This window comes from Nocardioides insulae DSM 17944, from assembly GCF_000422825.1.
Classification (GTDB): domain Bacteria; phylum Actinomycetota; class Actinomycetes; order Propionibacteriales; family Nocardioidaceae; genus Nocardioides; species Nocardioides insulae.
Genome location: NZ_AUGU01000015.1, coordinates 241804 through 266080, shown reverse-complemented (window position 1 = coordinate 266080; position 24277 = coordinate 241804). Strand labels below are relative to the sequence as shown.

The 24277-nt window shown below is 70.8% G+C and carries 22 protein-coding genes; 7 read left to right on the top strand and 15 right to left on the bottom strand.

Annotation, left to right across the window (positions count from 1 at the left end):
• Positions 1–29: 29 nt before the first annotated feature.
• From G515_RS22615 to moeZ, 4 genes are all read right to left on the bottom strand, one after another.
• Positions 30–743: a hypothetical protein gene (locus G515_RS22615; protein ID WP_157571045.1), complete on the bottom strand. Its 714-nt coding sequence runs from the start codon at positions 741–743 to the stop codon at positions 30–32.
• Positions 744–828: 85 nt separating this feature from the next.
• Entirely contained in the window at positions 829–1494 is a 666-nt protein-coding gene (locus G515_RS0107930; protein WP_051218005.1) for a lysophospholipid acyltransferase family protein, read from the bottom strand.
• A 140-nt stretch (positions 1495–1634) separates the two neighbouring features.
• On the bottom strand, positions 1635–2006 hold the full coding sequence (locus G515_RS20160; protein ID WP_051218004.1) for an MGMT family protein: 372 nt from the start codon (positions 2004–2006) through the stop codon (positions 1635–1637).
• A 52-nt stretch (positions 2007–2058) separates the two neighbouring features.
• Positions 2059–3267 (bottom strand): adenylyltransferase/sulfurtransferase MoeZ, encoded by a 1209-nt coding sequence (moeZ, locus tag G515_RS0107920; protein WP_028659727.1) that lies wholly within the window; start codon positions 3265–3267, stop codon positions 2059–2061.
• Between the two features lie 279 nt (positions 3268–3546).
• Between moeZ and G515_RS0107915 the strand changes: the two genes are divergently transcribed.
• The 3 genes from G515_RS0107915 to G515_RS0107905 all read left to right on the top strand — a co-directional run bounded on the left by G515_RS0107915 (position 3547) and on the right by G515_RS0107905 (position 4912).
• Positions 3547–4143, top strand: a complete 597-nt coding sequence (locus G515_RS0107915) for a TetR family transcriptional regulator (protein WP_084653304.1) — start codon at positions 3547–3549, stop codon at positions 4141–4143.
• A 79-nt stretch (positions 4144–4222) separates the two neighbouring features.
• Positions 4223–4447, top strand: coding sequence for a DUF3107 domain-containing protein (locus G515_RS0107910; protein WP_028659725.1), 225 nt, complete (start codon positions 4223–4225; stop codon positions 4445–4447).
• A gap of 147 nt (positions 4448–4594) precedes the next feature.
• Positions 4595–4912: a hypothetical protein gene (locus G515_RS0107905; protein ID WP_036554777.1), complete on the top strand. Its 318-nt coding sequence runs from the start codon at positions 4595–4597 to the stop codon at positions 4910–4912.
• A gap of 110 nt (positions 4913–5022) precedes the next feature.
• Here G515_RS0107905 and G515_RS0107900 read toward each other — a convergent pair whose 3' ends face one another.
• Together G515_RS0107900 and G515_RS0107895 are read right to left on the bottom strand one after the other, a co-directional pair.
• Positions 5023–6453 carry a phytoene desaturase family protein gene (locus G515_RS0107900; protein ID WP_028659723.1) on the bottom strand — a complete coding sequence of 477 codons (1431 nt, stop codon included), beginning with the start codon at positions 6451–6453 and terminating at the stop codon, positions 5023–5025.
• Between the two features lie 77 nt (positions 6454–6530).
• Positions 6531–7268, bottom strand: coding sequence for a ferritin-like fold-containing protein (locus G515_RS0107895; RefSeq protein ID WP_084653283.1), 738 nt, complete (start codon positions 7266–7268; stop codon positions 6531–6533).
• 186 nt (positions 7269–7454) lie between these two features.
• On the opposite strand from G515_RS0107895, the gene G515_RS20155 reads away from it, so the two are divergent.
• Together G515_RS20155 and G515_RS0107885 are read left to right on the top strand one after the other, a co-directional pair.
• Complete coding sequence (locus tag G515_RS20155; protein ID WP_051218003.1) at positions 7455–8933, top strand: DEAD/DEAH box helicase; 1479 nt, start codon at positions 7455–7457, stop codon at positions 8931–8933.
• Between the two features lie 142 nt (positions 8934–9075).
• Positions 9076–11223, top strand: coding sequence for an MMPL family transporter (locus G515_RS0107885; RefSeq protein WP_028659721.1), 2148 nt, complete (start codon positions 9076–9078; stop codon positions 11221–11223).
• 8 nt (positions 11224–11231) lie between these two features.
• Here G515_RS0107885 and G515_RS22610 read toward each other — a convergent pair whose 3' ends face one another.
• Positions 11232–11975 carry a L,D-transpeptidase gene (locus G515_RS22610; RefSeq protein ID WP_157571044.1) on the bottom strand — a complete coding sequence of 248 codons (744 nt, stop codon included), beginning with the start codon at positions 11973–11975 and terminating at the stop codon, positions 11232–11234.
• Between the two features lie 172 nt (positions 11976–12147).
• On the opposite strand from G515_RS22610, the gene G515_RS0107875 reads away from it, so the two are divergent.
• Together G515_RS0107875 and G515_RS20145 are read left to right on the top strand one after the other, a co-directional pair.
• Positions 12148–12921, top strand: coding sequence for an SDR family NAD(P)-dependent oxidoreductase (locus G515_RS0107875; RefSeq protein ID WP_028659720.1), 774 nt, complete (start codon positions 12148–12150; stop codon positions 12919–12921).
• A 189-nt stretch (positions 12922–13110) separates the two neighbouring features.
• Positions 13111–15339, top strand: a complete 2229-nt coding sequence (locus tag G515_RS20145) for an MDR family MFS transporter (protein WP_084653282.1) — start codon at positions 13111–13113, stop codon at positions 15337–15339.
• 65 nt (positions 15340–15404) lie between these two features.
• Here G515_RS20145 and G515_RS0107865 read toward each other — a convergent pair whose 3' ends face one another.
• The 8 genes from G515_RS0107865 to G515_RS22600 all read right to left on the bottom strand — a co-directional run bounded on the left by G515_RS0107865 (position 15405) and on the right by G515_RS22600 (position 24262).
• Positions 15405–16295: a PHP domain-containing protein gene (locus G515_RS0107865; protein ID WP_028659719.1), complete on the bottom strand. Its 891-nt coding sequence runs from the start codon at positions 16293–16295 to the stop codon at positions 15405–15407.
• Between the two features lie 74 nt (positions 16296–16369).
• A complete protein-coding gene (locus G515_RS0107860; RefSeq protein ID WP_028659718.1) occupies positions 16370–17017 on the bottom strand; it encodes a DUF6758 family protein in 648 nt (215 codons plus the stop codon).
• Positions 17018–17061: 44 nt separating this feature from the next.
• Positions 17062–17619: a histidine phosphatase family protein gene (locus G515_RS0107855; RefSeq protein ID WP_028659717.1), complete on the bottom strand. Its 558-nt coding sequence runs from the start codon at positions 17617–17619 to the stop codon at positions 17062–17064.
• Positions 17620–17660: 41 nt separating this feature from the next.
• The gene (locus tag G515_RS0107850) at positions 17661–17843 is read right to left on the bottom strand and encodes a DUF5302 domain-containing protein (protein WP_028659716.1); all 183 of its coding nucleotides are present in this window, start codon (positions 17841–17843) and stop codon (positions 17661–17663) included.
• 114 nt (positions 17844–17957) lie between these two features.
• Positions 17958–19445 carry a peptide MFS transporter gene (locus tag G515_RS0107845; protein ID WP_245565289.1) on the bottom strand — a complete coding sequence of 496 codons (1488 nt, stop codon included), beginning with the start codon at positions 19443–19445 and terminating at the stop codon, positions 17958–17960.
• Between the two features lie 78 nt (positions 19446–19523).
• Positions 19524–20570, bottom strand: a complete 1047-nt coding sequence (locus G515_RS0107840; RefSeq protein ID WP_028659714.1) for a MaoC family dehydratase — start codon at positions 20568–20570, stop codon at positions 19524–19526.
• 133 nt (positions 20571–20703) lie between these two features.
• Positions 20704–21783: a hypothetical protein gene (locus G515_RS23290; protein ID WP_051218001.1), complete on the bottom strand. Its 1080-nt coding sequence runs from the start codon at positions 21781–21783 to the stop codon at positions 20704–20706.
• A gap of 7 nt (positions 21784–21790) precedes the next feature.
• The gene (locus G515_RS22600) at positions 21791–24262 is read right to left on the bottom strand and encodes a glycosyltransferase family 4 protein (RefSeq protein WP_051218000.1); all 2472 of its coding nucleotides are present in this window, start codon (positions 24260–24262) and stop codon (positions 21791–21793) included.
• Between the last annotated feature and the right edge of the window lie 15 nt (positions 24263–24277).

The window sequence follows — 24277 nt, the reverse complement described above, 5'->3', positions numbered from 1 at the left end:
ACCTGCCGCGGCCGCCTCACGGCGGGCCGCTACCGACCGGCGCCCTCCTCCGGCTCGGGCTCCGGCTCAGCAGCAGCTGCCGGATCGGGGCCCGGCTCGAACCTCGGGTCCGCCAGGAAATATTGGCTGATCAGGCCGGGCTTCGGGCGCGGAGGCCGCTCCGGCTCGGGCACCATCCGGTTCTCGGCGACGTCCCAGAACGCATCCGCCGTGGCCATCACCCTGCGCCCCATCATCCCCAGGATCCCGGTATGAGGGGTGTAGGGGTGCGGCCGGGTCGGGGCCGCCGACTCCCGGCGTTCGAGCCGGTCGGCGAGCTCGGTCAGCTCCAGCTCCTCCACGACCCGAGCGATCTCGGCGGCCACCGCGAGTTCGTGCTCACGCTGGTCGACCAGAGCGGTGTCGACGTCGTCCCAGACCTGCTCCCACTCGAACCGGCGCTCGTAGACCGAGCCGTACTCGTGCGCCTTGAGGTGGGCCAGCACGACCTCCAGGTCGCGTGCCGAGCCCAGATAGTCGTGCACCAGCTCCTTGCCGCCGGAGACCCGCCGTCGCGCGGCGGGAATCATCACCTCGTCGACCGCGTGCAGGTGCTGACTGGCACTCGCCAGGAACGGGTCGATCCGTGCGCGGCCCTCTCGGGGCTCCGCGCTGTCCGGGTGCATCGCCCGAGCGACCTCCAGCCGCTCGGCGAGCGCTTCGTGCCGACGCTGCACAGTCATGGTCAGGCAGTCGGTCGTCATGGCGTTCACCTCGCCTTCGTCCACCTTCCATGGTGCTCCTGTGTAGCGGTGCCCACAAGAGCAGCCGGCAGGGGCCGACTCGCGATCAGGCGTCCGGCGGACGCTCGTTGTAGATCCCCGCCAACTCCTGGCCGGTCAGGCTCTGGATGGCCGCCGTGATCTCGTCGGTGAGGAGGCGGCGTGCCTTGCCCAGCGGTACGCCGTCGAACCGGCCGGCCACCTGGATCGGCGCACCGAAGGTGACCGAGACCGGCACCACCTTGGGCAGGCTGCTCCCGATCGGCTGGATGTTCTGAGTGCCGCTCAACCCGACGGGGACGACCGGCACCCGGGCGGTCAGCGCGAGGTGGGCGACCCCGGTGCGTCCGCGATAGAGCCGACCGTCGCGGCTCCGGGTGCCCTCCGGGTAGATGCCGAAGGCCTCACCGCGGCCGAGCACCTCGAGCGCCGTATCGAGGCTGGTCATCGCGGCCTTGGTGTCGTCGCGGTCGACGGGCAGCATCCCGATCCCCTCGAACCAGGCCCGCTGGAGGGCGCCCTTGACGCCGGTGCCGGTGAAGTAGTCGCTCTTGGCCAGGAAGACGACCTTGCGGGGTGCGACCGAGGGGATCGCCACCGAGTCGACGAAGCTGAGGTGGTTGCTCGCCAGGATCACGCCGCCGCTACGAGGCACGTTGTCGAGACCGGTCACCGTCGGTCGCCAGACGGCCTTGAGCACCGGGGGCACTACGGCATGGAGGAGCGAGTACATCACGGGCGTGATCTTTCCCGATCCGGTCCGCCCGGGCCAGCAGGGTCCAGCAGGCGGTGAGCCGAGTCACCCGCGGTGCGCCCTACCCTCCCCCGGCGGTCGAGGAAGTCCACGGCCGGGTCGTCGGTCGGCGTCCTGGGTCAGCGCGCCGTCCTGCGCGACGGTTCCCGGTGGGCCCGGCTCAGGGCCGGCAACCACAGGGCCGCGCGCAGGTCGACCCGTCCGGGGCCGGACAGCGGGGTGCCCTCCTCCAGATAGGCCTGCCGCGCGGAGTCGTGGTGGGACGCCGGCAGCGATCCGTCGGCCCGCACCACCCGCCACCACGGCACCGGTCCGCCGTGGCCCGACATCACCGCGGCGACCTGACGAGGACCGCCGCCGTACTCGTCGAACAGGGCATCGGCGAGGGCGCCGTAGGTCGTGACGCGCCCGCGCGGCACCTGCTCGACGAGCGCTAGCACCGCCTCGACGTACGCCTGGGTGTCCACGGCGTCACCGTAGCCGTCGTCCATGCAGGAACCGCCCGCCCGGAAGGATCCGGACGGGCGGTTGTCACGGGAGCGGTCAGTACGCGGGCTGGGAGGGGTCGATCTGGTTGACCCAGGCCACCACGCCACCACCGACGTGGACAGCGTCGCCGTAACCGGCGCCCTTGACGATCGCGAGCGTCTCGGCGGACCGGACGCCGGTCTTGCAGTGCATGACGATCTGGGTGCCGGAGTCGACCGTGGGCAACTGCTCCAGCGCGGAGCCGTTGAGGAAGTCGCCCTTGGGGATCAGCACCGAGCCGGGGATCCGGTTGATCTCGAACTCGTTCGGCTCACGGACGTCGACGAGGACGAAGTCGCGCGAACCCTCTTCGCGCTCCTTGAGCATGTGCTCGAGGGTGCCGACCGAGATCGTCGAGCCGGCGGCCGCCTCGGCGGCCTCGTCGGAGACCGCACCGCAGAAGGTCTCGTAGTCGATCAGCTCGGTGACGGTGGCGTGCTCGCCGCACAGCGCGCAGTTGGGGTCCTTGCGGACCTTCAGCTTGCGGTACTCCATCTCGAGGGCGTCGTAGATCATCAGCTTGCCGACCAGCGGGTCGCCGATGCCGGTGAGCAGCTTGATCCCCTCGTTGACCTGGATCGAGCCGATCGCCGAGCAGAGCACACCCAGGACGCCACCCTCGGCGCAGGAGGGCACCATGCCCGGCGGCGGGGGCTCCGGGTAGAGGCACCGGTAGCACGGCGCGTCGTCGGACAGCGTGGGGGCGAAGACCGAGGCCTGACCGTCGAAGCGGTAGATCGAGCCCCAGACGTACGGGATCCCCAGGAAGTACGCCGCGTCGTTGACCATGTAGCGGGTCGCGAAGTTGTCGGTGCCGTCGACGATCAGGTCGTAGCCCCGGAAGACCTCCATGACGTTGTCGTTGTCGAGGCGGCCCTCGTGCAGGACGACGTTGACGTACGGGTTGGCCTCCGCGATCGACTCCTTGGCGGAGACCGCCTTGGACTTACCGATGTCGGACTGACCGTGGATGATCTGGCGCTGGAGGTTGGACTCGTCGACCTCGTCGAACTCGGCGATGCCGATCGTGCCCACGCCGGCCGCGGCGAGATAGAGCAGGGCCGGGCTCCCCAGGCCGCCGGCGCCGATGACCAGCACCTTGGCGTTCTTGAGCCGCTTCTGCCCCGACATCCCGACGTCGGGGATGATCAGGTGACGGCTGTAGCGACGCACCTCGTCGATGGTGAGCTCGTCGGCGGGCTCCACGAGCGGTGGGAAAGACACTGCGCGCTCCTCGTTCAAGTCTGCCCGGTCCCCGGGCCTGGCTGCGGTCATCTCCGGAAACACCGGCGACCGGATCCATGTTCCCTCACCGGCGTACGACGGACGGACGAGTCCCGCCGTACGGACGCCCAGGCGCGCCCGGAAGGTGACCGCGGAGTAGTCTCGGACACAGCCATGGGGCCGCGACTCGGCCGGTCTCCGATGCAGAGAACGCGCAGAAAGCAGGATCACGTGACCACGGAGTACGACCTCGACCCCGCGCGTCCACGCGGCGGTCGGATGCCGCGACGCGAGCGTCGCGCCCAGCTGCTGGAATCCGCGCTGGAGGTCTTCGTGGCACAGGGCTACCACGCTGCGGCGATGGATGACATCGCTGAGCGGGCGGGTGTGTCCAAGCCGGTGCTCTACCAGCACTTCCCCGGCAAGCTCGACCTCTACCTGGCCCTGCTCGAGCGCTCCAGCGAGACCGTGATCGACGCCGTCCGCCGGGCACTCGCCTCCACCGACGACAACAAGCTGCGGGTGGCCGCCACCGTCGACGCCTTCTACGAGTACGTCGCCAGCGACTCCGGCGCCTTCCGGTTGGTCTTCGAGTCCGACCTGACCAGCGAGGACGCCGTACGGGCCCAGGTCGACCGGGTGACCACCGAGTGCTCGACCATGGTCGCCGAGGTGATCGCCGAGGACACCGGCCTCCCCGCCCACGCCGCCCTGCTGCTCGCCTCCTCCCTGGTGGGGATGGCCCAGGTCAGCGCCCGGTTCTGGCTGGCCGATGGCAACGGCCTCGACCGCGCTTCGGCGGCGGCTCTGGTCTCCGGACTCGCCTGGCGGGGCATCGGCGGCTACCCCAAGAGCGACGATCACCGCGAGGCCTGATCGCCCGTCCGAGACCGGACCGGACCCGGGGTTCCGCCCCGCCCGTAGGGTTGTTGCATCACCGAACGAAGGAGGACCTGTGGAGGTCAAGATCGGCGTCCAGCACGCCCCGCGCGAGCTGGTTGTGGAGTCCGACGAGGACGTCGAGGCCCTGGAGAAGGCCATTGCCGACGCCGTCGCCGACGGCACCCGTGTACTCACCCTCACCGACAAGAAGGGCCGCCGGACGATGGTGCCCTCCTCGAAGATCGCCTACGTGGAGATCGGGAGCACGGTCGTCGGCAAGGTCGGCTTCCGCGGCTGAGGCCCTGGAACGCCGCGTCGCGCGGCCCGGCCGAATCCGGAGGGCCGCGTGACACCCGGCGCGCTGCCTCCCGTGGCGGCGCAACCGGGAGCATGATGGTCCTCGGGCCGCACACCCGGCCGACACGCTCATGAAGGGGACACGGCGATGGGTCTGATCTGGTTCTGCATCACCACGCTGGTCGGCGGGACGATCATCGGCCTGCTCGGCAAGTTCGTCGCCCCCGGCTGGAAGGACAACATCTCCTTCCTCACCACCATCGTGTGCGGCATCGTCGGGATGATCGTCGGGAGTCTGCTCTACTACGCCATCTTCGGCGTGAGCGGCCGCGTCGCCGGCGAACCCGGCTACGGCTGGGACAACACCTCTCGCGGCATCGACTGGTGGCGGCACGTGTGGCAGATCGGCACCGCCGCGATCGCGGTGATGTTCGCCTCGGCCACCAGCATCGCCAGGTCGCGCTGACGCCTCTTCGCCCAGCCAGGCTCGGCGCATCGGGACCGTCCGGTCCCCTCCCCGTTCTCCCGGGGATGTCCTCCAGAGCCCACCCGCCGACCGGGCCGGCGACTCGATCCTCACCCGAGCGATGCGAGCGCTGCCTCGGCGGCGTGGAAACCGCACATCCCGTGGACGCCGGCACCCGGCGGCGTCGAGGCGGAGCAGAGAAAGACCCCGTCGACGCCGGTGCGGTAGGGGTTCAGGGCGAGCCGGGGTCGGAGGAGCAGTTGCCGCCCGTCGTTCGCGCCCGCCCCGATGTCACCGCCGAGGTAGTTGGCGTTGTAGCTCTCCAGAGCGGACGGGCCGCGCACGTGGGTGGCGACCACGATGTCCCGGAATCCCGGCGCGAACCGTTCGATCTGGTCGATCAGCGACTCGGTGGCGTCCCCGGTGTACCCGTGCGGCACGTGCGCGTAGGCGTAGAAGGGGTTGAGGTCGCCGGCCGAGCGGGAGGGGTCGCAGAGGTACTGCTGCCCGCACAGCACGAACGGCCGGTCCGGCATCGCGCCGGATGAGGTCGCCCGCTCGGCCGCCACCATCTCCTCGGCCCTGCCGCCGAGGTGGACCGTGCCCGCGACCCGGGCCTCCGGACTGGTCCACGGCACGTCGCCACGGATCGCGAAGTCGACCTTCCAGGCGGCCGGGCCGAAGCGGTACGCCGTGTAGGACCGCCGGACGCGATCGGGCAGGGCGTCCCCGAGGATCCGCAGCGCGCTCGCCGGGCTGGTGTCGAGCAGCACCAGATCCGGCGCCCGCCCGGTGAGATCCCGCAACTGGGCCAGGTCCTTCACCTCGACGCCGCAGCGGACCGAACCGCCGTACGACGCCAGGACCGCGATCAGCGCATCGCTGATCGCCCGGCTGCCCCCGCGGGCCACCGGCCAGCCTACCGCATGCCCGGCGGCGGTGAGGATGAGTCCGACGGCGGCGCTCAGCGGGCGATCGAGGCGTCCGAAGAAGTGTGCGGCCACCCCCGTGAACAGCCCCCGGGCACGGTCGTCGTGCCAGCGGTCGACCAGCATCGTCGCCGGCCTGAGCGCCGCGAGGCCGAAGCGGGCCAGCAACACGGGGTGGGCGGGCGGCCCGAGGATCGGCCCGAAGGTGTCATCGACCAGGTCGCCGAAGTGCCGCACGAGCGGCCCGAAGGTGCGCTCCCACCGCCGAGCGTCGTCCGGGGACAGACTGGCCGCCGTCCGTGCCAGGTCCCTGGCCATCACCCCGGCGCTGCCGTCGTCCAGCGGGTGCGCCAGGTCGACCTCGGGCCAGAGCCACTCCAGGCCGTGCTCCCCCAGCGGCAGACTGCGTAGGTAGGGCGACACCACCCCGCTCGGGTGCATCGCCGAGCAGTGGTCGTGCAGGAGTCCCGGCTCGGTCAGTTCGGTGGTCCGGGTACCGCCACCGGGCAGGTCGTGTGCCTCCAGGACCGTGACCGCCACCCCTGCCTGGGCCAGGCGGATCGCCGCCGCGAGCCCGTTGGGTCCGCTGCCGACCACCACCGCGTCGGTCACGTGCGGACACCGCGCCCGCAGCGGGTGGCCCACGTCCGGACCTGCACGTCGGCCGCCCGGACGGGATGCACCGTGCCTCAGTGCTCCAGGCCGACGGCGCTCATCCGGTCGGCGTGCCGCTCGGTGAGGCGGGTGAACATCCGGCCGATCGCGGCGAGGTCGAGGCCGGGTAGGTCGACGCCTCCGGCGAGCAGCCCGGAGAGCGCATCGCGCTCGGCCACCACCTGCTGGGCCTGGACCAACGCCTCCCCCATCAGCCGGCGGCCCCACAGCGCCAGCCGGCCGGCCAGGCGCGGGTCGTCGGCGATGCCGGTCCGGATGCGCTCGACGGCGAATTCGGCGTGGCCGGTGTCCTGGAGGGTGGCGAGCACCAGGTCGCGGGTCTGCGCGTCGAGCTGAGCGGCGATCTCCCGGAAGAAGTCGTCGGCCAGCCCGTCGCCGACGTAGGCCTTGACCAGACCTTCGTACCAGTCCGCCGGCGCGGTGTGGCGGTGGAAGGCGTCGAAGGAGTCGCGGAAGGACGCCATCACCGAGTAGGGGTCGACCGCCAGCTCCCGGAGCCGATCGCTGATCGGGTCGACGCGCTGGAGTTGCACCGAGGCCATCCGGGCGATGGCGACCTTGTCCTCCAAGGTCGGGGCGAGCCGGGCGTCCTCGGCGAGGCGCTCGAAGGCGGAGATCTCGCCGTACCCGATCGCGCCGAGCAGGTCGATCACCGCCTCCCGGTAGGCGGGGTCGGAGAAGGCGAGCGGCTCTGGCTTGTCGGTCCGGGGCGCCTGCTCCGGATCGCCGACCGAACCCACGGATGCAACCACGGGAGCACCCTACCGATAGACTCGACGCGTTCGTGGCTGCCTCTGCCGCTGGCCGATCGACTCGGTGAGCCGGAGCGTGGCCGGTATGTGCGCGGCGCCGCTTGTTCCGAGAAGGCCCGGTCTTCTTCCTCGAGCCGCCGCACGAGTGAAGACGACTCCCGCTGGCGCGGGAGAGGAAAGCGACTGATGACTACCTTCCGTGACCTCGGGGTGCACCCCGAGATTTGTGACGCCCTCGACCGCAAGGGGATCACCACCCCGTTCGCCATCCAGGAGATGACCCTGTCGGTCGCCCTGGTGGGCACCGACCTGATCGGCCAGGCCCGCACCGGCACCGGCAAGACGCTCGCCTTCGGCATCCCCGTGGTCCAGCGCAGCGTCTCCCCCAAGGACCCGGACTACGCCGAGATCCCCCAGGGCAAACCGCAGGCGCTGATCGTGGCACCGACCCGTGAGCTCGCGCTGCAGGTCTCCTCTGACCTCACCGCCGCCTCCGCCGACCGCGGCCTCCGGGTCCTCACCGTCTACGGCGGCGTGGGCTACGAGCCGCAGATCGACGCCCTGACCGACGGCGTCGACATCGTCGTCGGCACTCCCGGCCGACTCATCGACCTGGCCAACCGCAAGGTCCTCGACCTCGGCCACGTGCACGCCCTGGTGCTCGACGAGGCCGACGAGATGCTCGACCTGGGCTTCCTGCCCGACGTGGAGCGACTGCTCTCGCTGACGCCGGAGACCCGGCAGACCATGCTCTTCTCGGCAACCATGCCGGCCGCGATCGTGTCGCTGGCCCGCACCCACATGCGCCACCCGATGAACATCCGGGCGGAGTCCTCCTACGAGAACGCCACCGTGCCCGCCACCGCGCAGTTCGTCTACCAGGCACACGACCTGGACAAGCCGGAGATGATCGGCCGCATCCTGCAGGCCGAGGACGCCGACAAGGTGGTCATCTTCTCCCGCACCAAGCGGCAGTGCCAGCGGGTCGCCGACGACCTGGCCGAGCGCGGCTTCGACGCGGCGCCGCTGCACGGCGACATGCAGCAGGCCGCCCGTGAGAAGGTCATGCAGCGCTTCCGCGACGACAAGGTCAAGGTGCTCGTGGCCACCGACGTCGCCGCCCGCGGTATCGACGTGACCGGCGTCAGCCACGTGATCAACTACACCACCCCGGACGATGAGAAGACCTATGTCCACCGGATCGGTCGCACCGGTCGGGCCGGGCGTTCGGGTGTCGCGATCACGCTGGTCGACTGGGCCGACGTGCACCGCTGGAAGATGATCAACAAGGCCCTCGACCTGCCCTTCGACGAGCCGCAGGAGACCTACTCCTCCTCCGAGCACCTCTTCCACGACCTCGGCATCACCAAGGGCACCAAGGGCCGGATCAAGGCGGCCCGCCCCGCCGAGGAGAAGCCCGAGCGTCGCGAACGCGCCCCCCGCAATCGCAACCGCTCCCGCACCCGGACCCGCGGCGGCCAGACGGTCCCCGAAGGCGCACCGGCGGAGCCCGCCGCTTCCGACGGCTCGACCGCTCCGCAGGGCGAGGAGAAGCCCGCTCGCAACCGCCGCCGGCGGCGTCGTTCCTCCGGTTCCCGGTCCTCCGACCAGGGCACTGCGGCTCCCCAGGGTTCGGCCGACAGCGCCCCTGCCGACGCCTCCTGACCGACCCGGGTCCGTCCCGACCGCCGACCCCCGCGCCCCGGGATCCCCCTGATCGGCGCGGTGGGTCCCCCGGGACCCCTACCGGCCGGTCTCGGGGGAAACCCCGATGCCATCGCGGGTTAAGCGTGGTGCGCTGGATGACATGCATCGTCGCATCGCAGGGGCGCTCACGGGGCCCGTCACCAAGTGGATCGTCCTGGCCGGTTGGCTGGCACTGTTCGTCGTCGGGTCGACGTTCGCGCAGAAGCTCACCGATGTCCAGAACAACGAGGCCGCCTCGTGGCTCCCCGAGAGCGCCGAGTCGACCCGCGCCCTGGACCGGCTGAGCCAGTTCCAGGACGAGGAGGACATCCCGACCTCGGTGGTCTACCACCGCGAGGGCGGGCTGACCGAGGCCGACTATGCCGCCATCGCCGAGGATGCCACCCGGATCGGGGAGATGGACGGCGTGGTGCCCGGGTCCGGTGGCCTGCCGCCGGTCGCCTTCCCGACCGACGAGGCCGCCGGCCAGCAGATCGGGCTGGTCTCCGAGGACGGGGAGGTCGCGGTCGTCCAGACGACCTTCAACTTCGGTCCCGAAGGTTGGAACGCCCTGCCCGAGGTGGGCGAGGAGCTGAACGACATCGCTGCCCTGGAGGACGGCGGTGAGGTGTACGTCGCCGGCCCCGGCGGTCAGGCCATCACCGCCTCGGCGGTCTTCGAGGGCATCGACGGCACCCTTCTGCTCGCGGCGCTGGCCGTGGTGGTCGTGATCTTGCTGTTCACCTACCGCAGCCCGGTGCTGTGGGCGTTGCCGATCTTCTGCGCCGTGGTCGGCCTGATGTGCTCCCAGGGGCTGATCTACCTGCTGGCCAGGTACGCCGACCTGACGGTCAACGGGCAGAGCCAGGCGATCCTGAGCGTGCTGGTGATCGGTGCCGGCACCGACTACGCACTACTACTGGTGGCGCGCTACCGCGAGGAGCTGCGCCGCCGCGAGGACCGGCACGAGGCGATGGGGTTCGCCCTGCACCGGGCCGCGCCGGCGATCATCGCCAGCGGGTCCACGGTGGCCATCGGCATGCTGTGCCTGATGCTCGCCGAGATGAACTCCACCGCGGGGCTCGGCCCGGTCGCCGCGATCGGGATCGTCGTCACGATCCTGGTGATGCTCACCCTGCTCCCGGCGTTGCTGGTGGTCACCGGCCGCTGGGTCTTCTGGCCCTTCCGGCCCGCGTTCGGGTCGGAGGAACCGACCACGACCGGGATCTGGGCGCGGCTCGGCGACCGGATCTCACGTCGTCCGCGGCGGGTGTGGATCGGCACCGCGGTCGTGCTCGCGATCGCCTCGCTCGGCGTCCTCGGCATGAACCAGGCGCCGCTGGCGACCGAGGACCAGTACACCAAGACCTTCGACTCGGTGACCGGCCAGCAACTGCTCGCCGAGCACGGACCCGGCGACGACTCCAGCCCGATCCAGGTGGTGACCGACTCCGCTCATGCGGACGCCGTGGTCGACTCGCTCGATCAGGTCGAGGGCATCGGACCGGTCAACGACCAGATCCCCCCGGTGGACGGCGTCCAGTACATCGAGGTCGGCACGACGCTCGACCCGACGAGTCCGGAGGCCGCCGATCAGGTCGAGGAGGTCCGCGGCGCCGTCCACTCCGTCGAGGGTGCCGACGTGCTCGTCGGCGGGGCGGCCGCCCTGACCCTGGACATGGCCGAGGCCTCCGCACGGGACAACCTGGTGATCATCCCGGTCATCCTGCTGGTGGTGCTGATCATCTTGATGGTGCTGCTGCGATCCCTGCTCTCGCCGCTCCTGCTGATCGGCACGGTCGTGCTCTCCTACGGCGCCGCGATGGGCCTCTCCGCGCTGATCTTCGACGCCCTCGGGTTCGCCGGCACCGATCCGTCCTTCCCGCTGTTCGTCTTCGTGTTCCTGGTCGCGCTCGGGATCGACTACAACATCTTCCTGATGAGCCGTGTCCGGGAGGAGACGCCCGAGCACGGCACCAGGAGGGCCTCCCTGATCGCGCTCGCCTCCACGGGCGGCGTGATCACCTCGGCCGGCCTGGTCCTCGCGGCCACCTTCGGTGTCCTCGGCACGATCCCGATGGTCTCGCTCGCCGAGATCGGCATCGCGGTGGCCCTCGGCGTCGTGATCGACACCTTCGTCGTCCGCGCGGTGCTGGTGACCGCACTCAACCTCGACGTGGGACCGCCGATCTGGTGGCCCAGCAGACTGGACCGCCCGAGGGACCCCAGCCGGGTCTCCGCGGGCGAGTCGGAGAAGTCCGTGGTGTGAGGGCTCCCTCAGACCACCACGACGGTGGTGCCGAGCGGGGCGAAGTCCCACAGAGCCAGGGCATCGGCCTCGTCCTGGCGGATACAGCCGTGGGACTGCGGGGTGCCGAGCTGGGCCACGGTCTGCAGGGGGGCGCCGTCCTTCTCGGGGATGGTGTGGAAGCCGATCGCCGCTCCGCTCGGGCCGCGGGTGAACCGGACGAACCACTCCATCGTGCCCGAGTCGTCGATCCCCCAGGCATCCTCCGAGCGGGAGTAGACCTCATAGGTGCCGGGGTCGAGGTTGTCCAGGGTGCTCCCGGAGACGGGGTAGGTGCGTTGGACCGACTCGTCGTCCCCGATCAGCCACACCCGCTGCGCCGCCTCGCTGAACACGACCCTGCGGCCCGAGCCCGACCCCGCGGGGACCACTCCCCGCCGGGCCACCGGTGGTGCGGGCAGGGTGCGCTCGCTGCTACCCGAGGGGGCAGCGACACGGGGCGGCGTACCGGTCCTCCCCCGATCCGAGGACCGGGTGGGTTCGGGGGCGTCGGGCGTGGGCGCGGCGGCGTCATCGTCGAGGTCGTCCTCCTCGCTCGTGCCGTCGCCGACGGTACGCACGGCCGCGGGCTCGGCCGCCTCGGCGCCGTCGTCCTCGGGGAACACGCCCCAGCCGGCGAGCAGGGCCACCACCGTCACAGCCACCGCTCCGCTGAGCACGGTCACCCGGCCGTAGCGCGCTCGGGCTCGGTGAGCTCCGGGACGTGGCGACATCAGGCGGGGGTCCGGTCGGGACGGCGCACCAGGACGGGGGCGACACCGGTACGGGCGGACACGAGACAGGCGCTCATCGGGTTCCATCATGCCGGAGTGCCCACGCCCGACGTGGGAGGGGGTGACCGTGTCCGCGGAGGACGGGTCACCGTCGTTGCGCTTGGATGGGGCCATGCCCACTGCGCTCATCACCGGTGCCACCGCCGGCATCGGACACACCTTCGCCGAACAGCTCGCCACCAGCGGCCACGACCTGGTGCTCGTCGCCCGCGACCGGTCCCGGCTCGAGCAGGTCGCCGAGGAGCTCAGCGCGTCCCACGGCGTCCACGTGGAGGTGCTGCCCGCCGACCTCACCGTCCGCGACCAGCTCGCGGCGGTCGAGCGACGCCTGGTCGATCCGGTCCGGCCGGTGGACCTGCTGGTCAACAACGCCGGGTTCGGTCTCAAGCATCGGTTCCTCACCAACTCGGTGGAGGACGAGCAGGCGATGCTCGAGGTCCTCGTGGTGGCCGTACTGCGGCTCTCCCATGCTGCCCTGGGTGCGATGACTGCCCGGTACGCCGAGGGCGGGGGCCGCGGCGGCATCATCAACGTCTCCAGCGTGGCGGCCTTCCTACCGCGCGGCACCTACAGCGCGGCCAAGGCCTGGGTGAACAGTTTCAGCGAGTGGGCACATCATGAGTACGCCGGCCAGGGCGTCACCGTGACCGCGCTGTGCCCGGGCTTCACCCGGACCGAGTTCCACAGCCGGATGGAGGTGAGCCGCTCGTCGGCACCAGGGTGGATGTGGCTGGACGCCGATCGCCTGGTCGCCGAGGCGCTGGCCGACCACGAGCGTGGTCGGGCGTACTCGATCCCCTCCCGCCGTTACCAGGTGATGGCCAGGCTGGCGCGGGTGGTTCCCAACGCGCTGTTGCAGAGGGCACAGGCGATCGGTCGCCGCTGATCTCTGGGACGGAGCAGCTGCCCCGGTGGCCGGTGGCCGGTGGCCGGGGTCGGGCAGGTCACATCCTGAGAGCAGCGGAATATTTGCATAGGAGCTCTATGTTCCGCATATGGTTGTTTTTAGCAACTAATCCTCGGGATGTTCAGACGACTCCCCGACCAGACGAGAGACGGCGAAGAAGACCACTTGATGAGTTCCACTGCTGCGGAGCCCGGCACCAAGGATCCCACCCCCACCGGCGAGTTCTCCCACCGCCAGATCGTCGAAGTGATGATCGGCCTGATGGCCGCCCTGTTCACAGCGATGATCTCCTCGACCATCGTGTCGACCGCGCTGCCGACCATCATGTCGGACCTGCACGGCACCCAGCGCCAGTACACCTGGGTCATCACCGCCTCGCTGCTGGCCATGACCATCACCACCCCGATCTGGGGCAAGCTCTCCGACCTGTTCGACAAGAAGCTGCTCGTCCAGCTGTCGATCATCCTGTTCGTGGTCGGGTCCGTGGGGGCCGGGTTCTCCCAGGAGATCTGGCAGATGATGACCTTCCGCGCCGTGCAGGGCGTGGCGATGGGCGGTCTCACCGCCCTGTCACAGTCGGTGATCGGCTCGATCATCGCTCCGCGTCAGCGTGGCCGCTACAGCGGCTACATGGGCGCGACGATGGCCGTGGCGACCGTGTCCGGCCCCCTGCTGGGTGGCTTGATCACCGACCACCTCGACTGGCGTTGGTGCTTCTTCGTCTGCGTGCCGCTCGCCGTGATCGCGCTGATCCTGCTGCAGATCACCCTCAAGCTCCCGCCCCCGGAGAAGCGCAAGGTCAAGATCGACTACCTGGGTGCGATCCTGATCGCGATCACCGCCGCGGCGCCGATGCTGTGGGTGACCTTCGCCGGTGAGGACTACGCCTGGCTGTCCTGGCAGTCCGCGGTGTACGGCGCGGTCTTCCTGCTCGCGGCCGGCCTCGCCGTGGTCGTGGAGCTGAAGGCTGCGGAGCCGATGGTGCCCATTCGCGTGCTGGGCAACAGCACCACCGCCCTGATGATCGTCGCCAGCATCGGGGTGGGCACCGGGATGTTCGCCGGAGCCACCTTCCTCACCCAGTACTTCCAGCTCGCCGGGGGCAACAGCCCCACCAAGGCCGGGTTGATGACCATCCCGCTGATCCTCGCCCAGCTGATCTCCTCGGTGGGTGCGGGTCAGATCGTCACGAAGACCGGGCGTTGGAAGCCCGTCATGGTGGTCGGATCGATCCTGATGGTCGTCGGCATGATCGGGCTCGGGACCATCGATCACGACACCCCCTACTGGCAGGTCTCGATCTTCATGGCCGTGACCGGCATCGGTATCGGCTCGCTGATCCAGAACATCGTGCTCGCCGTCCAGAACACCGTGGACGTCAAGGACGTCGGCGCGAGCTCGGCCACGATCTCCTTCTTCCGGTCCCTCGGCGGCGCGGTCGGGGTCTCCGTGCTCGGTGCCCTCCTCGCCACCCACGTGCAGGACAAGATCGTCGCCGGCCTCCAGAGCCTCGGCGCGGCGGGCGGCCAGCTCAGCGGTGCCGGCAGCAACCTGGACATCAAGGACCTGCCCGCACCGGTGCAGCACATCGTGCACAACGCCTACGGCGACAGCTTCGGCAACATCTTCCTGATCGCCGGCATCGTCGCGATCGTGAGCGTGCTGGCCATCGTGGCTGTCCGCGAGGTCCCGCTCCGGACCACGGTCGCCATGCAGGACCCCGACGCGCCGGACGCGGCCGAGCCCGCACCTGTGGGCGTCCCTGTGGCCGCTGCGGCGCAGCACGCCGCACCGGCCGTGACGAACGCCGGTCCCTCGGCTGAGGTCGAGTGGGACGGCAGTTCGCTCGACGACCCCGCCGAACGGCTCTCGGTGGCCTCCCTCGACGTACTCACGGCGGCTCAGGATCGTATCCGCGCCCACGACGACCACCGGCACGAGCGCTCCGCACAGGTGTCGGCCCGGCTGGAGATCGTCGCGCAGCAGGTCGACGCCGCCACCCGGGTGTTCCAGACCGAGTTGCAGGACATCCGCGACTCCCTGGCCACCGACCAGGCTGCCGCCAGCCCGGTACCGGACGGCGTCGGAGGCAGCGACCTTCGGCAGTACGAGTACAACCTGCTGCTGGACGCCCAGCAGACCGCGGACCGGGTCGCCCGGGCGGCGCGTACCGAGGCGACGCGCACGGTGGCCGATGCCAAGGCCGAGCGCGCCGAACTGGAACGCCGCATCGAGCAGTTGCGCCGGGTCGAGCAGGAGTTGACCGGTCGGGTCACCTCGCACCTGCAGGACCCCGCCGGTTCAGAGGCCCCCCGGCACGCCTCCGAGTACGACGCCGCGCGGCGGGTCAACGGTCACCCGCACGGCAACGCCGCGGAGACCCACGAGGAGTACTGACCCACAGGCGACCGCACGGCAGCACTGATCGATCCTGCTACGACGCCGGAATCGATCAGCCTCTCTCAGGGCCGCACCACCCCAGGGGTGGTGCGGCCCGAGGCTTCTGCGGCCGCGGCGGCCAGATCGAGCAACCGCTCCAGTTCCTCCGGGGCGGTGGTCTGACAGCCGAGGTCGTGGTCGATCTTGCCGGCCCCGTGGTAGTCGCTCGCGCCGGTCACGACCAGGCCGAGGTTGCCGCCGATCGCCCGTAGCCGGTCCCGTGCCTGCGGGGAGTGGTCCTGATGGTCGACCTCGATGCCCGCCAACCCGTGCTCCACCAGGTGGGCGAGATCGGCCTCGTCGGGCCGCTCGACCCTGGAGCGACCCCAGGGGTGCGCGATCACCGACACTCCGCCGGCGGCGGTGACCGTCCGAAGCATGTCGGTGAGCGGGGCGGCGTACCGGCCGACATAGGCGGGCCGGCCGGCGCTGAGGAACCGCTCGAACGCCTCACCGCGGTCCCGCACCACTCCCAGGGTCACGAGGGCGTCGGCGATGTGGGGACGCCCGGTGGCCGCGGCATCGCCGGACGCCGCCAGGACGTCCTCGGCGCTGACCTCGATCCCGTGCTCGCGAAGCAGCTCCAGCATCGCCGGAACCCGCCCTTGCCGGCCGTCGAGGATCCGGCCGAGCTCCTCGACCAACGGCGGATAGGTCGGGTCGGGCAGGTAGGCGAGCAGATGAACACCCGGCCTGCCGGGCAGGTCGTGGTGCCGGGTACTGATCTCCATCCCCCGCACGAGCGTGATGCCGACCTCGTGGGCGGCCTCGACCGCCGGCGCCCAGCCGGCGGCGGTGTCGTGGTCGGTGAGCGCGACCACGTCGAGCCCAGCCTGGGCGGCGAGCCGGACCAGGTCCTGCGGTGCATCGGTGCCATCGCTCACGTGGGAATGGGTATGGAGGTCGATGCGCACCCGTGCAGACTACTGGGCGGCCGTGCCCGCGTCCGTGGCGTGCGCCACCCCTCCGAACGAGTTCGAGGGCGCGCTCACCAGCTGGCGGCCGTCCCGCCGAAGGGGACCTCCAGCAGCGCCGGGCCCAGCCCGGAGGCGTCCCGCAGCCGCCACTCCTGCCGCAGCAGGAGTGCCGCCGAGGCGGGACGCAACACCAACCACAACCACCGTCCGCCGGCCTCGCCCGCCACCACGGTCCGGTCCCACTCACCCCCGGAGTCGCTGGTCGACACCGGCCACACCGAGACACTCTGCGCCTCGACCCAGATGCGGGCGGTGGGCCGTCCTCGGGCGATCTCCCGGCCAGGATCGTCGTGCTGGGTGCCCGCGACCCGGGCGCCCAGCCCGACACCCGCCTCCTCGACCACCACCAGGACGTCGACCGGGCCGTCCAGCTCCGTGGTGCCGGAGACACAGGTGTACCGCGCCCGCCCCGTGACCACCCCGAAGTCACTGACCTGCCAGCCCGGCCCCAACGGCCAGGGCAGGAGGGTGGGGGGCGACTCCGCCCTGGCCAACTGGTCGACGAAATCCTCGTAGCTGGCCATGTCGGGGTGCCAGAGCGGGCGGATCTCCCCGTGATCAGGGCACAGCCAGGCCTCCCCCGTGAGCACTGCCTGCTCGGGACCGGCCGCCGGGGCGATCGGGAGAGAGCAGCGCGGGCAGCCGGCTGCGAGCGACATGAGTAACACCGTGCTGCTCGGTGGAGGTCACGTCAAGTGCCGGGTCAGGCGTTCCACCGCAGGAGCACCGGGCTCTCCCGTTCGTAGCTCAGCGTCGAGACGGTCGCGGTGTCCAGCGCCAGGTAGTGGCCCGCCCGGACCGGGAGCCCCAGCCAGCGCACGGCCAGGGCACGGAGCGCATGGCCGTGTCCGAAGACGAGGAGATCCCCGTCGGCCCGGATGGCTCGGTCTATCACCCGGTCGAGACGGACGCCCACCTCCGTCTCGGCCTCGCCCCCGGGCACCGGGTGCGACCAGATCGTCCAGCCGGCGTCGTGTCGGCGGATCTCCTCGGTGGTGTACCCCTCGTAGGCCCCGTACCCCCATTCGACCAGATCCGGGTCGACCACGGCGTCCGGGAAGCCGGCCAGTTCGGCCGTACGCCGGGCGCGCTGACGGGGCGAGGTCAGCACGAGCGCCGGGGCGAGGTCGGCCAACCGCGGCCGCAGCGCGCGGGCGGCCTCCTCACCCTCGGGCAGCAGCGGCAGGTCGGTCTCGGAGGTGTGCCGCCCGCTGCGGCTCCACTCGGTGGGACCGTGCCGGACGAGGTGGAGGTCTCCCATGCCCGTCAGTGTGACAGGCGCGGGAGACCTCCAGGTGTCGGTCAGCCGGACTTGCGCCGGTGCACCCGCTTGGTCGAGGCGGGACCGTGCACCTCGGCGCGACCACGGTCGTGCGAGGTGTGGTCGACCCCGGGGTCGTTGGACTGCTTGCGCTCGAGCGCCTCGCGCATCTTCTCCTTGAGATCCTCGTTGTCGGTCTTCTCGTCGCCATGGTGAGCACTCATGTCTCCCAGACTCACATCCTCCGGGCGGCCCGTCGACCCCTTTCCCCCGGGTGCCCCGTGCTCGATCCGGGATCGGCCTTCCCGGCTGCGCACGCGCCAGCCGAGCGGCCACGGTCAGCGGACGCCGTTCATCAGCCGCTCCACCGGGCGCTTGCACAGCAGCAGGACCACGCCGACCATCACCGCGACCAGTCCGACCCAGGTGAAGAACGGCGCCTCGTCGTCGGGGTCGTAGTACTGCGCCAGCTCACCGGACATGGCCGTACCCAGCGCGATGGAGAGATAGAACAGCGCGACCATCTGCGCCCCGAACCTCTCCGGCGCGAGCTTGGTGGACAGCGAGAGTCCCACCGGGGAGAGCAGCAGCTCGGCCACCGTGAAGAAGAGCAGGATGGCGGCGAGTCCGAGCAGCGGAGCGGTGTTCTCGCCCTCGGGCATGAGCAGGAAGAGCCAGAACGCGACACCCATGATCGCGGTGCCGAGACCGAACTTCACCACGGCGGAGGGCTGCCGGTCCCCCAGCTTGGTCCACAGCGCGGCGAAGACCCCGGAGAGCACGATGATGTAGACCGGGTTGATCGACTGCACCCAGGAGACCGGCATCTCCCAGCCCCCGATGGTGCGGTCCAGACGTTGGTCGGAGTAGACGGTGACCACGGTGAACTGCTGCTGATAGAGCGACCAGAAGACCGCGCTCGCAACGAACATCGGCACGAAGGCCCACACCCGTTGGCGCTCCACCACGCTGATCTTCCCGCTCGAGACGATGATCGCGAAGACGACCACCGCCGCGGCCAGGCTCAGCCAGGCGACGATGGCCGAGAGCCGGTCGGCGGTGATGACGTCGACCACGACCAGCGCCACGATCCCCAGCAGGGCGGCCACCACGATCAGCGCGTACAGCGGGTACTGCCGGCGCGGCAGCGGGTTCGGCACATGCTGGGTCTCAGCGGGAAGGTCACGCCGACCGAAGGTGTACTGGATCAGGCCGGCGGCCATGCCGACCGCCGCGAGCCCGAACCCGACGTGGAAGCCCCACTCCTCCTGCGCGAACCCGGTGAGCAGCGGACCGAGCAGGGCACCGATGTTGATGCCCATGTAGAACAGCGAGAAGCCCGCCTCGCGGCGCTGGTCGCCGCGCTCGTACAGACTGCCGACCAGCGCGGTCGCGTTGGCCTTCACCCCACCACTGCCCAGTGCCACCAGCACCAGGCCGATGCCGACGCCCAGGACGTCGGGGATCACGGCCAACGCGATGTGCCCCAGCATCACCAGCCAGGCGGAGTAGTACAGCGTCCGCTCGGCACCGATCAGCCGATCCGCGAACCAGGCGCCGATGACGGTCGAGAGGTAGACCAGACCGCCGTAGGCACCGACGATGCCGGTCGCCACCCCCTCGGGGATGCCGAGACCACCGTCCGCCGCGGAGTAGTACAGGTAGATGAGCAGGATGCCCTGCATGCCGTAGAAGCTGAACCGCTCCCACATCTCCACGCCGAACAGGTGAGCCAGCGAGAGCGGCTGGCCGAAGAAGCGATGGTCGTGGTGCACCTGGTCCGCGTCCGCGTGCGGCCCGGTGGGCGAGATCCCCGGATCGTTCACCTTCGCAGACTCTCACATCACGCCGGCCGCTGTTGGCCGCGCGACCCGGCGGACGCCGGCCCAGCGCAGCCCCGAACCTCAGCGAGGCACGAGCACCCAGTGGTCGAGGTCGAGCAGGACGCCCTCGGCGTACCGGCCGGCCCGCTCGCCCTCGCTCTCGCGCAGGGTCATCGTCTCGTCCCGCCCGCGAGTGGCGACCAACCGCAGGCGCAGCGCCCCCACGCCGGGTGCCGCGGTCTCCGCCTTGTCGAGCACCTCGGACCAGGCGTACACGGTGTCCCCCGCGAAGGCCGGAGCGACGTGCGCACCGGCGTTGATCGCCGCGATCAGTTGCGCGTTGGCCAGGCCGTTGAACGCGAGTGCCCGGGCGAGGGAGATGATGTGGCCGCCGTAGACGAGCCGCCGCCCGTCCGTGCGCGCCTCGGTGTTGAAGTGCACCTTCGCGGTGTTCTGCCACAGCCGGGTGGCCAGCATGTGCTCGGCGTCGGTGAGGGTCACCCCGTCCACGTGGTCGATCTTCTCGCCGACCCGGTAGTCATCGAAGGTGTGCGGCTCACCGGCCGCGGCGAAGTCGTAGGACCCGAAGTCCAGGCCCGCCGGGATGACGAGCTGCTCGGCGGCCACCGCCGGGGCCAGGTCCGGGACGACGGTCTCCGGGGCCGGGGAGCTGTGGTCCCGCTTGTGGACCATCACCCAGCGGCACCAGTCCAGGGCGATCTCGCCGCGCTGGTCGGTCGCGGTGGAGCGCACGTACACGACGCCGGTGCGGCCGTTGGAGTTCTCCTTGAGCCCGATCACCTCCGACCGGGTCCGCAGGGTGTCCCCGGGCACCAGCGGACGGTGGAAGCGGCACTCGGCGTACCCGAGGTTGGCCACGGCGTTGAGCGAGATGTCGGGGACGGTCTTCCCGAAGGCGATGTGGAACGCGATCAGTTCCTCGACCGGCGCCGGGGAGAGACCGCAGCCGGCAGCGAACTCCGCGGAGGACGGCAACGCGAACCGGGTCGGGTAGAGCGCGCCGTACGCCGCGCGGTCCCCTTCGGTGAGGGTGCGTGGGGTGGCGTGCTCGATCACCTGGCCGAGGCTGAAGTCCTCGAAGAAGTTGCCGGGGTTGGTCTTGCTCATCTCGTCCTCACACACTCGTGGGTCGGGGCAGGGGTCCGGCTCATCCTGATGCACCGGACACCGCGCGGACCAGAGTGGTCCCGGTGGGATATCGCACATCCGTTCCGGATCGAGCCACCCGAACCGGTCGCGATCAGGGCGACGGCGGCAGGTCCAGCACCGCGTCGAACTCTCCGATGTCGGGCACCGGGCGGCCCTGATCGGAGGTGGTGTGCAGCTCCCGGAGCAGCTCGACGACGAGCTCGGCAGCCACGTCGACCAGTGCGGCGTCGGAGACCTCGAACGGCCGCAGCCGGTTGGGGTCGTGCCGCCCGCTGGTGAGCTCCGCCAGGTCGCCCACGATGTCGAACCCCCGCTCGCGCAGCATCTCGGCCGCCTTCACCGAGCGCTGGTGCAGCCGTTCGTGCTCCTCGGCGCTCAACCCGATCCGGGAGCCACCGCGAGGCACCAGGAGCTGGTGGGAGAGGTAGCGCCGCAGCCAGCGGTAGTCAGCATCGGTGCCCGGCTCCGCCTCGACCGCGTCGCGCAAGCGCGGCCCGAGAAGCTCCAGGAGGCGGGCCGACTCCACGCCGATGGATTCGTTCGCCCGGCCGCCGCTGTCCGGGTCGACCGCGTCGGCCGGGATCCCTACCGCGGTCGCGAAGCGCTCCCACAACAGATGCGGCTGGGCCCTGCTGGTGGGGACCGTCACCACGTGCACCCGCTCCGGCGGAAGTCCCCGGCTCCACCGACGCAGCACCCAGGACGGGTCGAGGGTCCAGTGGCTCCAGCGCTGCCGGGGTCGCGGCATGCCGGCCAGGAACTCGTGCAGGCTCGTCGAGCGGCCCAGCTTGAGGACCTCCTGCCAGGCCGCCGGGGCGACCGCGGTCAGATCCCGAGCGGTGAGTACGACGTGCACCTCGGCGTCACCGAAGCGTCGCAGCGCCTCCGCGGCTCTGCCTGGACCGGCGAGGGAGAACCACTCGTTGCTCAGCAGCGCGGTGCCGGGGAAGTCACTGATCTCCTCCAGCAGCGCTTCCCAGACCACGGTCGCCCGCTCCGGGCGCCAACCGGCCCTGACCGCGGACGCCGCGAGGTTGTGCTGGAACGGGCGCGTGCCCGGGAGGAGGACGCCTGCCGCACGCATCCTGTGCTGGTTGCCCCACAGCACTCCCTGGAGGTAGGTGGTGCCGGCCTTGGGCGTTCCGACGTGGAGAAAGACCTTCTCGGCCACGGGCTGGTCAGCGTCCTTCCGTGCTCTGCTGGGTCCGGGGCGAGGTCCCGTGGACCTCGTCGATGAGTTCCACCCACTGCTGGGTGATGCTCTCCAGCTCGTACTGGTGCGCGTCGCGCAGCCCCTGCTCCCCCATCCGGTCTCGCAACTCCCGGTCGCCCATCAGCTCCCTGAGCGCGGCCGCGAGCGCAGGGACATCCCCGTCGGGGACCAACCGGCCGTTGCTGCCGTCGACCACGATCTCGCCGGGGCCGCGCGGGCAGTCGAAGGAGACCAGCGGCGTGCCCTGACTGAGCGCCTCGGTGAGCGTCATCCCGAAGCCCTCCTTGCGCGAGGACATCACATAGACCGCGGCCTCCCGGAGGGTCGCCTCCATGTCGTCGGAGTAGCCGGGCAGGGTGACCTTCACCCCGGCGGCGTCGATCTGCCGTTGCAGCTCGGTCCGCAGGGTGCCCGCCCCGTGGATGCGGCACTCCCAGTCGGGGAACTCCTCTGCGATCAGGGCCCACGCCGAGACCAACAGATCGAAGCCCTTGGCCGGGGAGAGCCGACCGGCGGCCACGACCAGCTTCTCCTCGTGCGGCGGACGCGGATCGACCGGCGACCAACTGACGGCGTTGGCGATCCGCTGCACCCGCAGTTGCGGGTGGCGGACACGATAGTCACCGGCGTCGGCGTTGGTCAGGACGACCAGGGCGTCCAGGCGGGGCAGGGCGTAATCGAGGGCCTGGCCGATCTGCCTCTCCTCCGATTGATAGCGCAGCGGGTAGTTCATGTGGTCCCAGCCGATGATCGTCGGTCGGCCGGGGCCCTCGGCGGTGAAGTAGGTGGCGATCGCGTTGAGCGAGGGGCGGGTCGGGACAAGGACATCGTCGGGTCCGAGCGACCCCAGCGCCTCGGCGAAGACCCGGTCGGTCAGTGCGGAGTAGTTGTCGACGATCGGGGTGACCTGGTGCAGCACACTCGGCCGGCCGTTGAGCTCCGCCTGCTCGGGGGTGAAGCGCGGCTTCTTCGCCTTGAGGTGGGTGGGCAGCAGATAGGTCACCGTGACCCGCGGGTCGATCTGGAACGTCGGCCTCGAGCGCCGCCTGTTGAGGCTGATGATCTCCACGTCGTAGTGGTCGGCCAGGGCGTTGGCGACGTTGATCGTCGTCCGCGCGACCCCGCCGATGCCGTTGACGTTGTACATCAGGAAGTGGACCTTGGTCCGCCTCCGCGCGGCCGCGACCCGCTCGCTCTCGGCGGCCCGCTCGGCACCGGCCCCCACCACACCTCGGGCGCGCCGCACCAGCCCACCGGCGCGGCGGCGTACCGTCCGGGCGACGTGACGCACCGGCGCGGCCGCGTCGGCGGCCAGCCGGTCCCGCTGCTTGGTCAGCCGCTTGGCCCGCTTGCGCTCGCGGGCCAGCTCGTGACGCAGTTCGCGGATCTCCTGCCGGTGTCGGTGGTGCATCTCCTCCGAGCGCTCCAGAAGCCCGATGGTGCCCTCGACCGCCTCGGCGAGCAGCCGCTCGGTGGTGATCTCCTCGCGGCCGGGCGACACCTCGTCGGGGCGCGGCGGGGCGGTGACCAGGAGCTCCTCGAGGTCGCCGACGACGTCGACGCCCAACTGCTCGAGCTCTCTGACCACCCGTGCGGACTGCTCGCGGGCGAACTCGAGGTCCGCCCCGGCGAGGCTGATCTTGGTGCCCGGCCGGGAGCTGAGCACACCGTGTGCGTAGCCGCTCTTGACGTAGCGGGGATAGGGCCCCGGACGGGCCAGCCGCTTGCCCAACCGGCCGTTCAGCGCGCGCAGCAACTCGGTCTGCTCCAATCCCAACGACTCGTTGGGCCGGCCGACATCCAGGTCGAACCGATCCGGGTCGAGCCCGAGTACGCCGGCGAACCGCCGCCAGAGCAGGTCCTTGGGCGCTCCGGACAGCGGCACGGTCACCACGTGGATGCGGTCGGCCGGCAGGTCGCCACCCCACCGCCGGGCGAGGTCGGCGAAGTCGTGCGCCCGCCAGGTGTGGCGACCCATCGTGCTCTCCGGGTGGCGCACCCCGTCGAGGTAGTCGCCGAAGGACAGGGTGCTGCGTGCCTTGACCCGCTCCTGCCACTCCGCGGGCAGTTGCCGGGCCAGATCGCGGGCGGTGATGATCAGGTGCGGCTCGAAGCCGAGATCCGCCACGGACCCGATCGCGCGCTGTGCCTGCTCCGGGGTCGCCCAGCAGAGCACCTCGTGCGAGATCAGGACGTCGCCGTCCCAACCGGCCGCTCCCTCGACCACGCGGTCCCAAGCGCCGGCCAGCTGGTTCGGGTCCACCACCTGACGGGTGGCGCCCCGAAGGTCCAGGGCCGCCCGGAAGTGGTCGTGCACCGTCCTCAGCGGGAGCAGCACCCCTTGGGCCAACGCCTCCTCGCGGCCGCGCCACAGGACCGACTGCAGGAAGGTGGTGCCCGTCTTCGGGCTGCCCACGTGGAGGAAGGCACGGCTCATGGCGCGGAGCCTACC

What these genes read in the sequence shown, in the direction of transcription:
- G515_RS22615 (WP_157571045.1), bottom strand. Translation starts at nt 743, where the DNA reads ATGACGACCGACTGCCTGACCATGACTGTGCAGCGTCGGCACGAAGCG.
- G515_RS20145 (WP_084653282.1), top strand. Translation starts at nt 13,111, where the DNA reads ATGAGTTCCACTGCTGCGGAGCCCGGCACCAAGGATCCCACCCCCACC.
- G515_RS0107915 (WP_084653304.1), top strand. Translation starts at nt 3,547, where the DNA reads ATGCCGCGACGCGAGCGTCGCGCCCAGCTGCTGGAATCCGCGCTGGAG.
- G515_RS20155 (WP_051218003.1), top strand. Translation starts at nt 7,455, where the DNA reads ATGACTACCTTCCGTGACCTCGGGGTGCACCCCGAGATTTGTGACGCC.
- G515_RS0107855 (WP_028659717.1), bottom strand. Translation starts at nt 17,619, where the DNA reads ATGGGAGACCTCCACCTCGTCCGGCACGGTCCCACCGAGTGGAGCCGC.
- G515_RS0107875 (WP_028659720.1), top strand. Translation starts at nt 12,148, where the DNA reads ATGCCCACTGCGCTCATCACCGGTGCCACCGCCGGCATCGGACACACC.
- G515_RS22610 (WP_157571044.1), bottom strand. Translation starts at nt 11,975, where the DNA reads ATGTCGCCACGTCCCGGAGCTCACCGAGCCCGAGCGCGCTACGGCCGG.
- G515_RS22600 (WP_051218000.1), bottom strand. Translation starts at nt 24,262, where the DNA reads ATGAGCCGTGCCTTCCTCCACGTGGGCAGCCCGAAGACGGGCACCACC.
- G515_RS0107850 (WP_028659716.1), bottom strand. Translation starts at nt 17,843, where the DNA reads ATGAGTGCTCACCATGGCGACGAGAAGACCGACAACGAGGATCTCAAG.
- G515_RS0107885 (WP_028659721.1), top strand. Translation starts at nt 9,076, where the DNA reads ATGCATCGTCGCATCGCAGGGGCGCTCACGGGGCCCGTCACCAAGTGG.
- G515_RS0107930 (WP_051218005.1), bottom strand. Translation starts at nt 1,494, where the DNA reads ATGTACTCGCTCCTCCATGCCGTAGTGCCCCCGGTGCTCAAGGCCGTC.
- G515_RS20160 (WP_051218004.1), bottom strand. Translation starts at nt 2,006, where the DNA reads ATGGACGACGGCTACGGTGACGCCGTGGACACCCAGGCGTACGTCGAG.
- G515_RS0107860 (WP_028659718.1), bottom strand. Translation starts at nt 17,017, where the DNA reads ATGTCGCTCGCAGCCGGCTGCCCGCGCTGCTCTCTCCCGATCGCCCCG.
- G515_RS0107905 (WP_036554777.1), top strand. Translation starts at nt 4,595, where the DNA reads ATGGGTCTGATCTGGTTCTGCATCACCACGCTGGTCGGCGGGACGATC.
- G515_RS0107840 (WP_028659714.1), bottom strand. Translation starts at nt 20,570, where the DNA reads ATGAGCAAGACCAACCCCGGCAACTTCTTCGAGGACTTCAGCCTCGGC.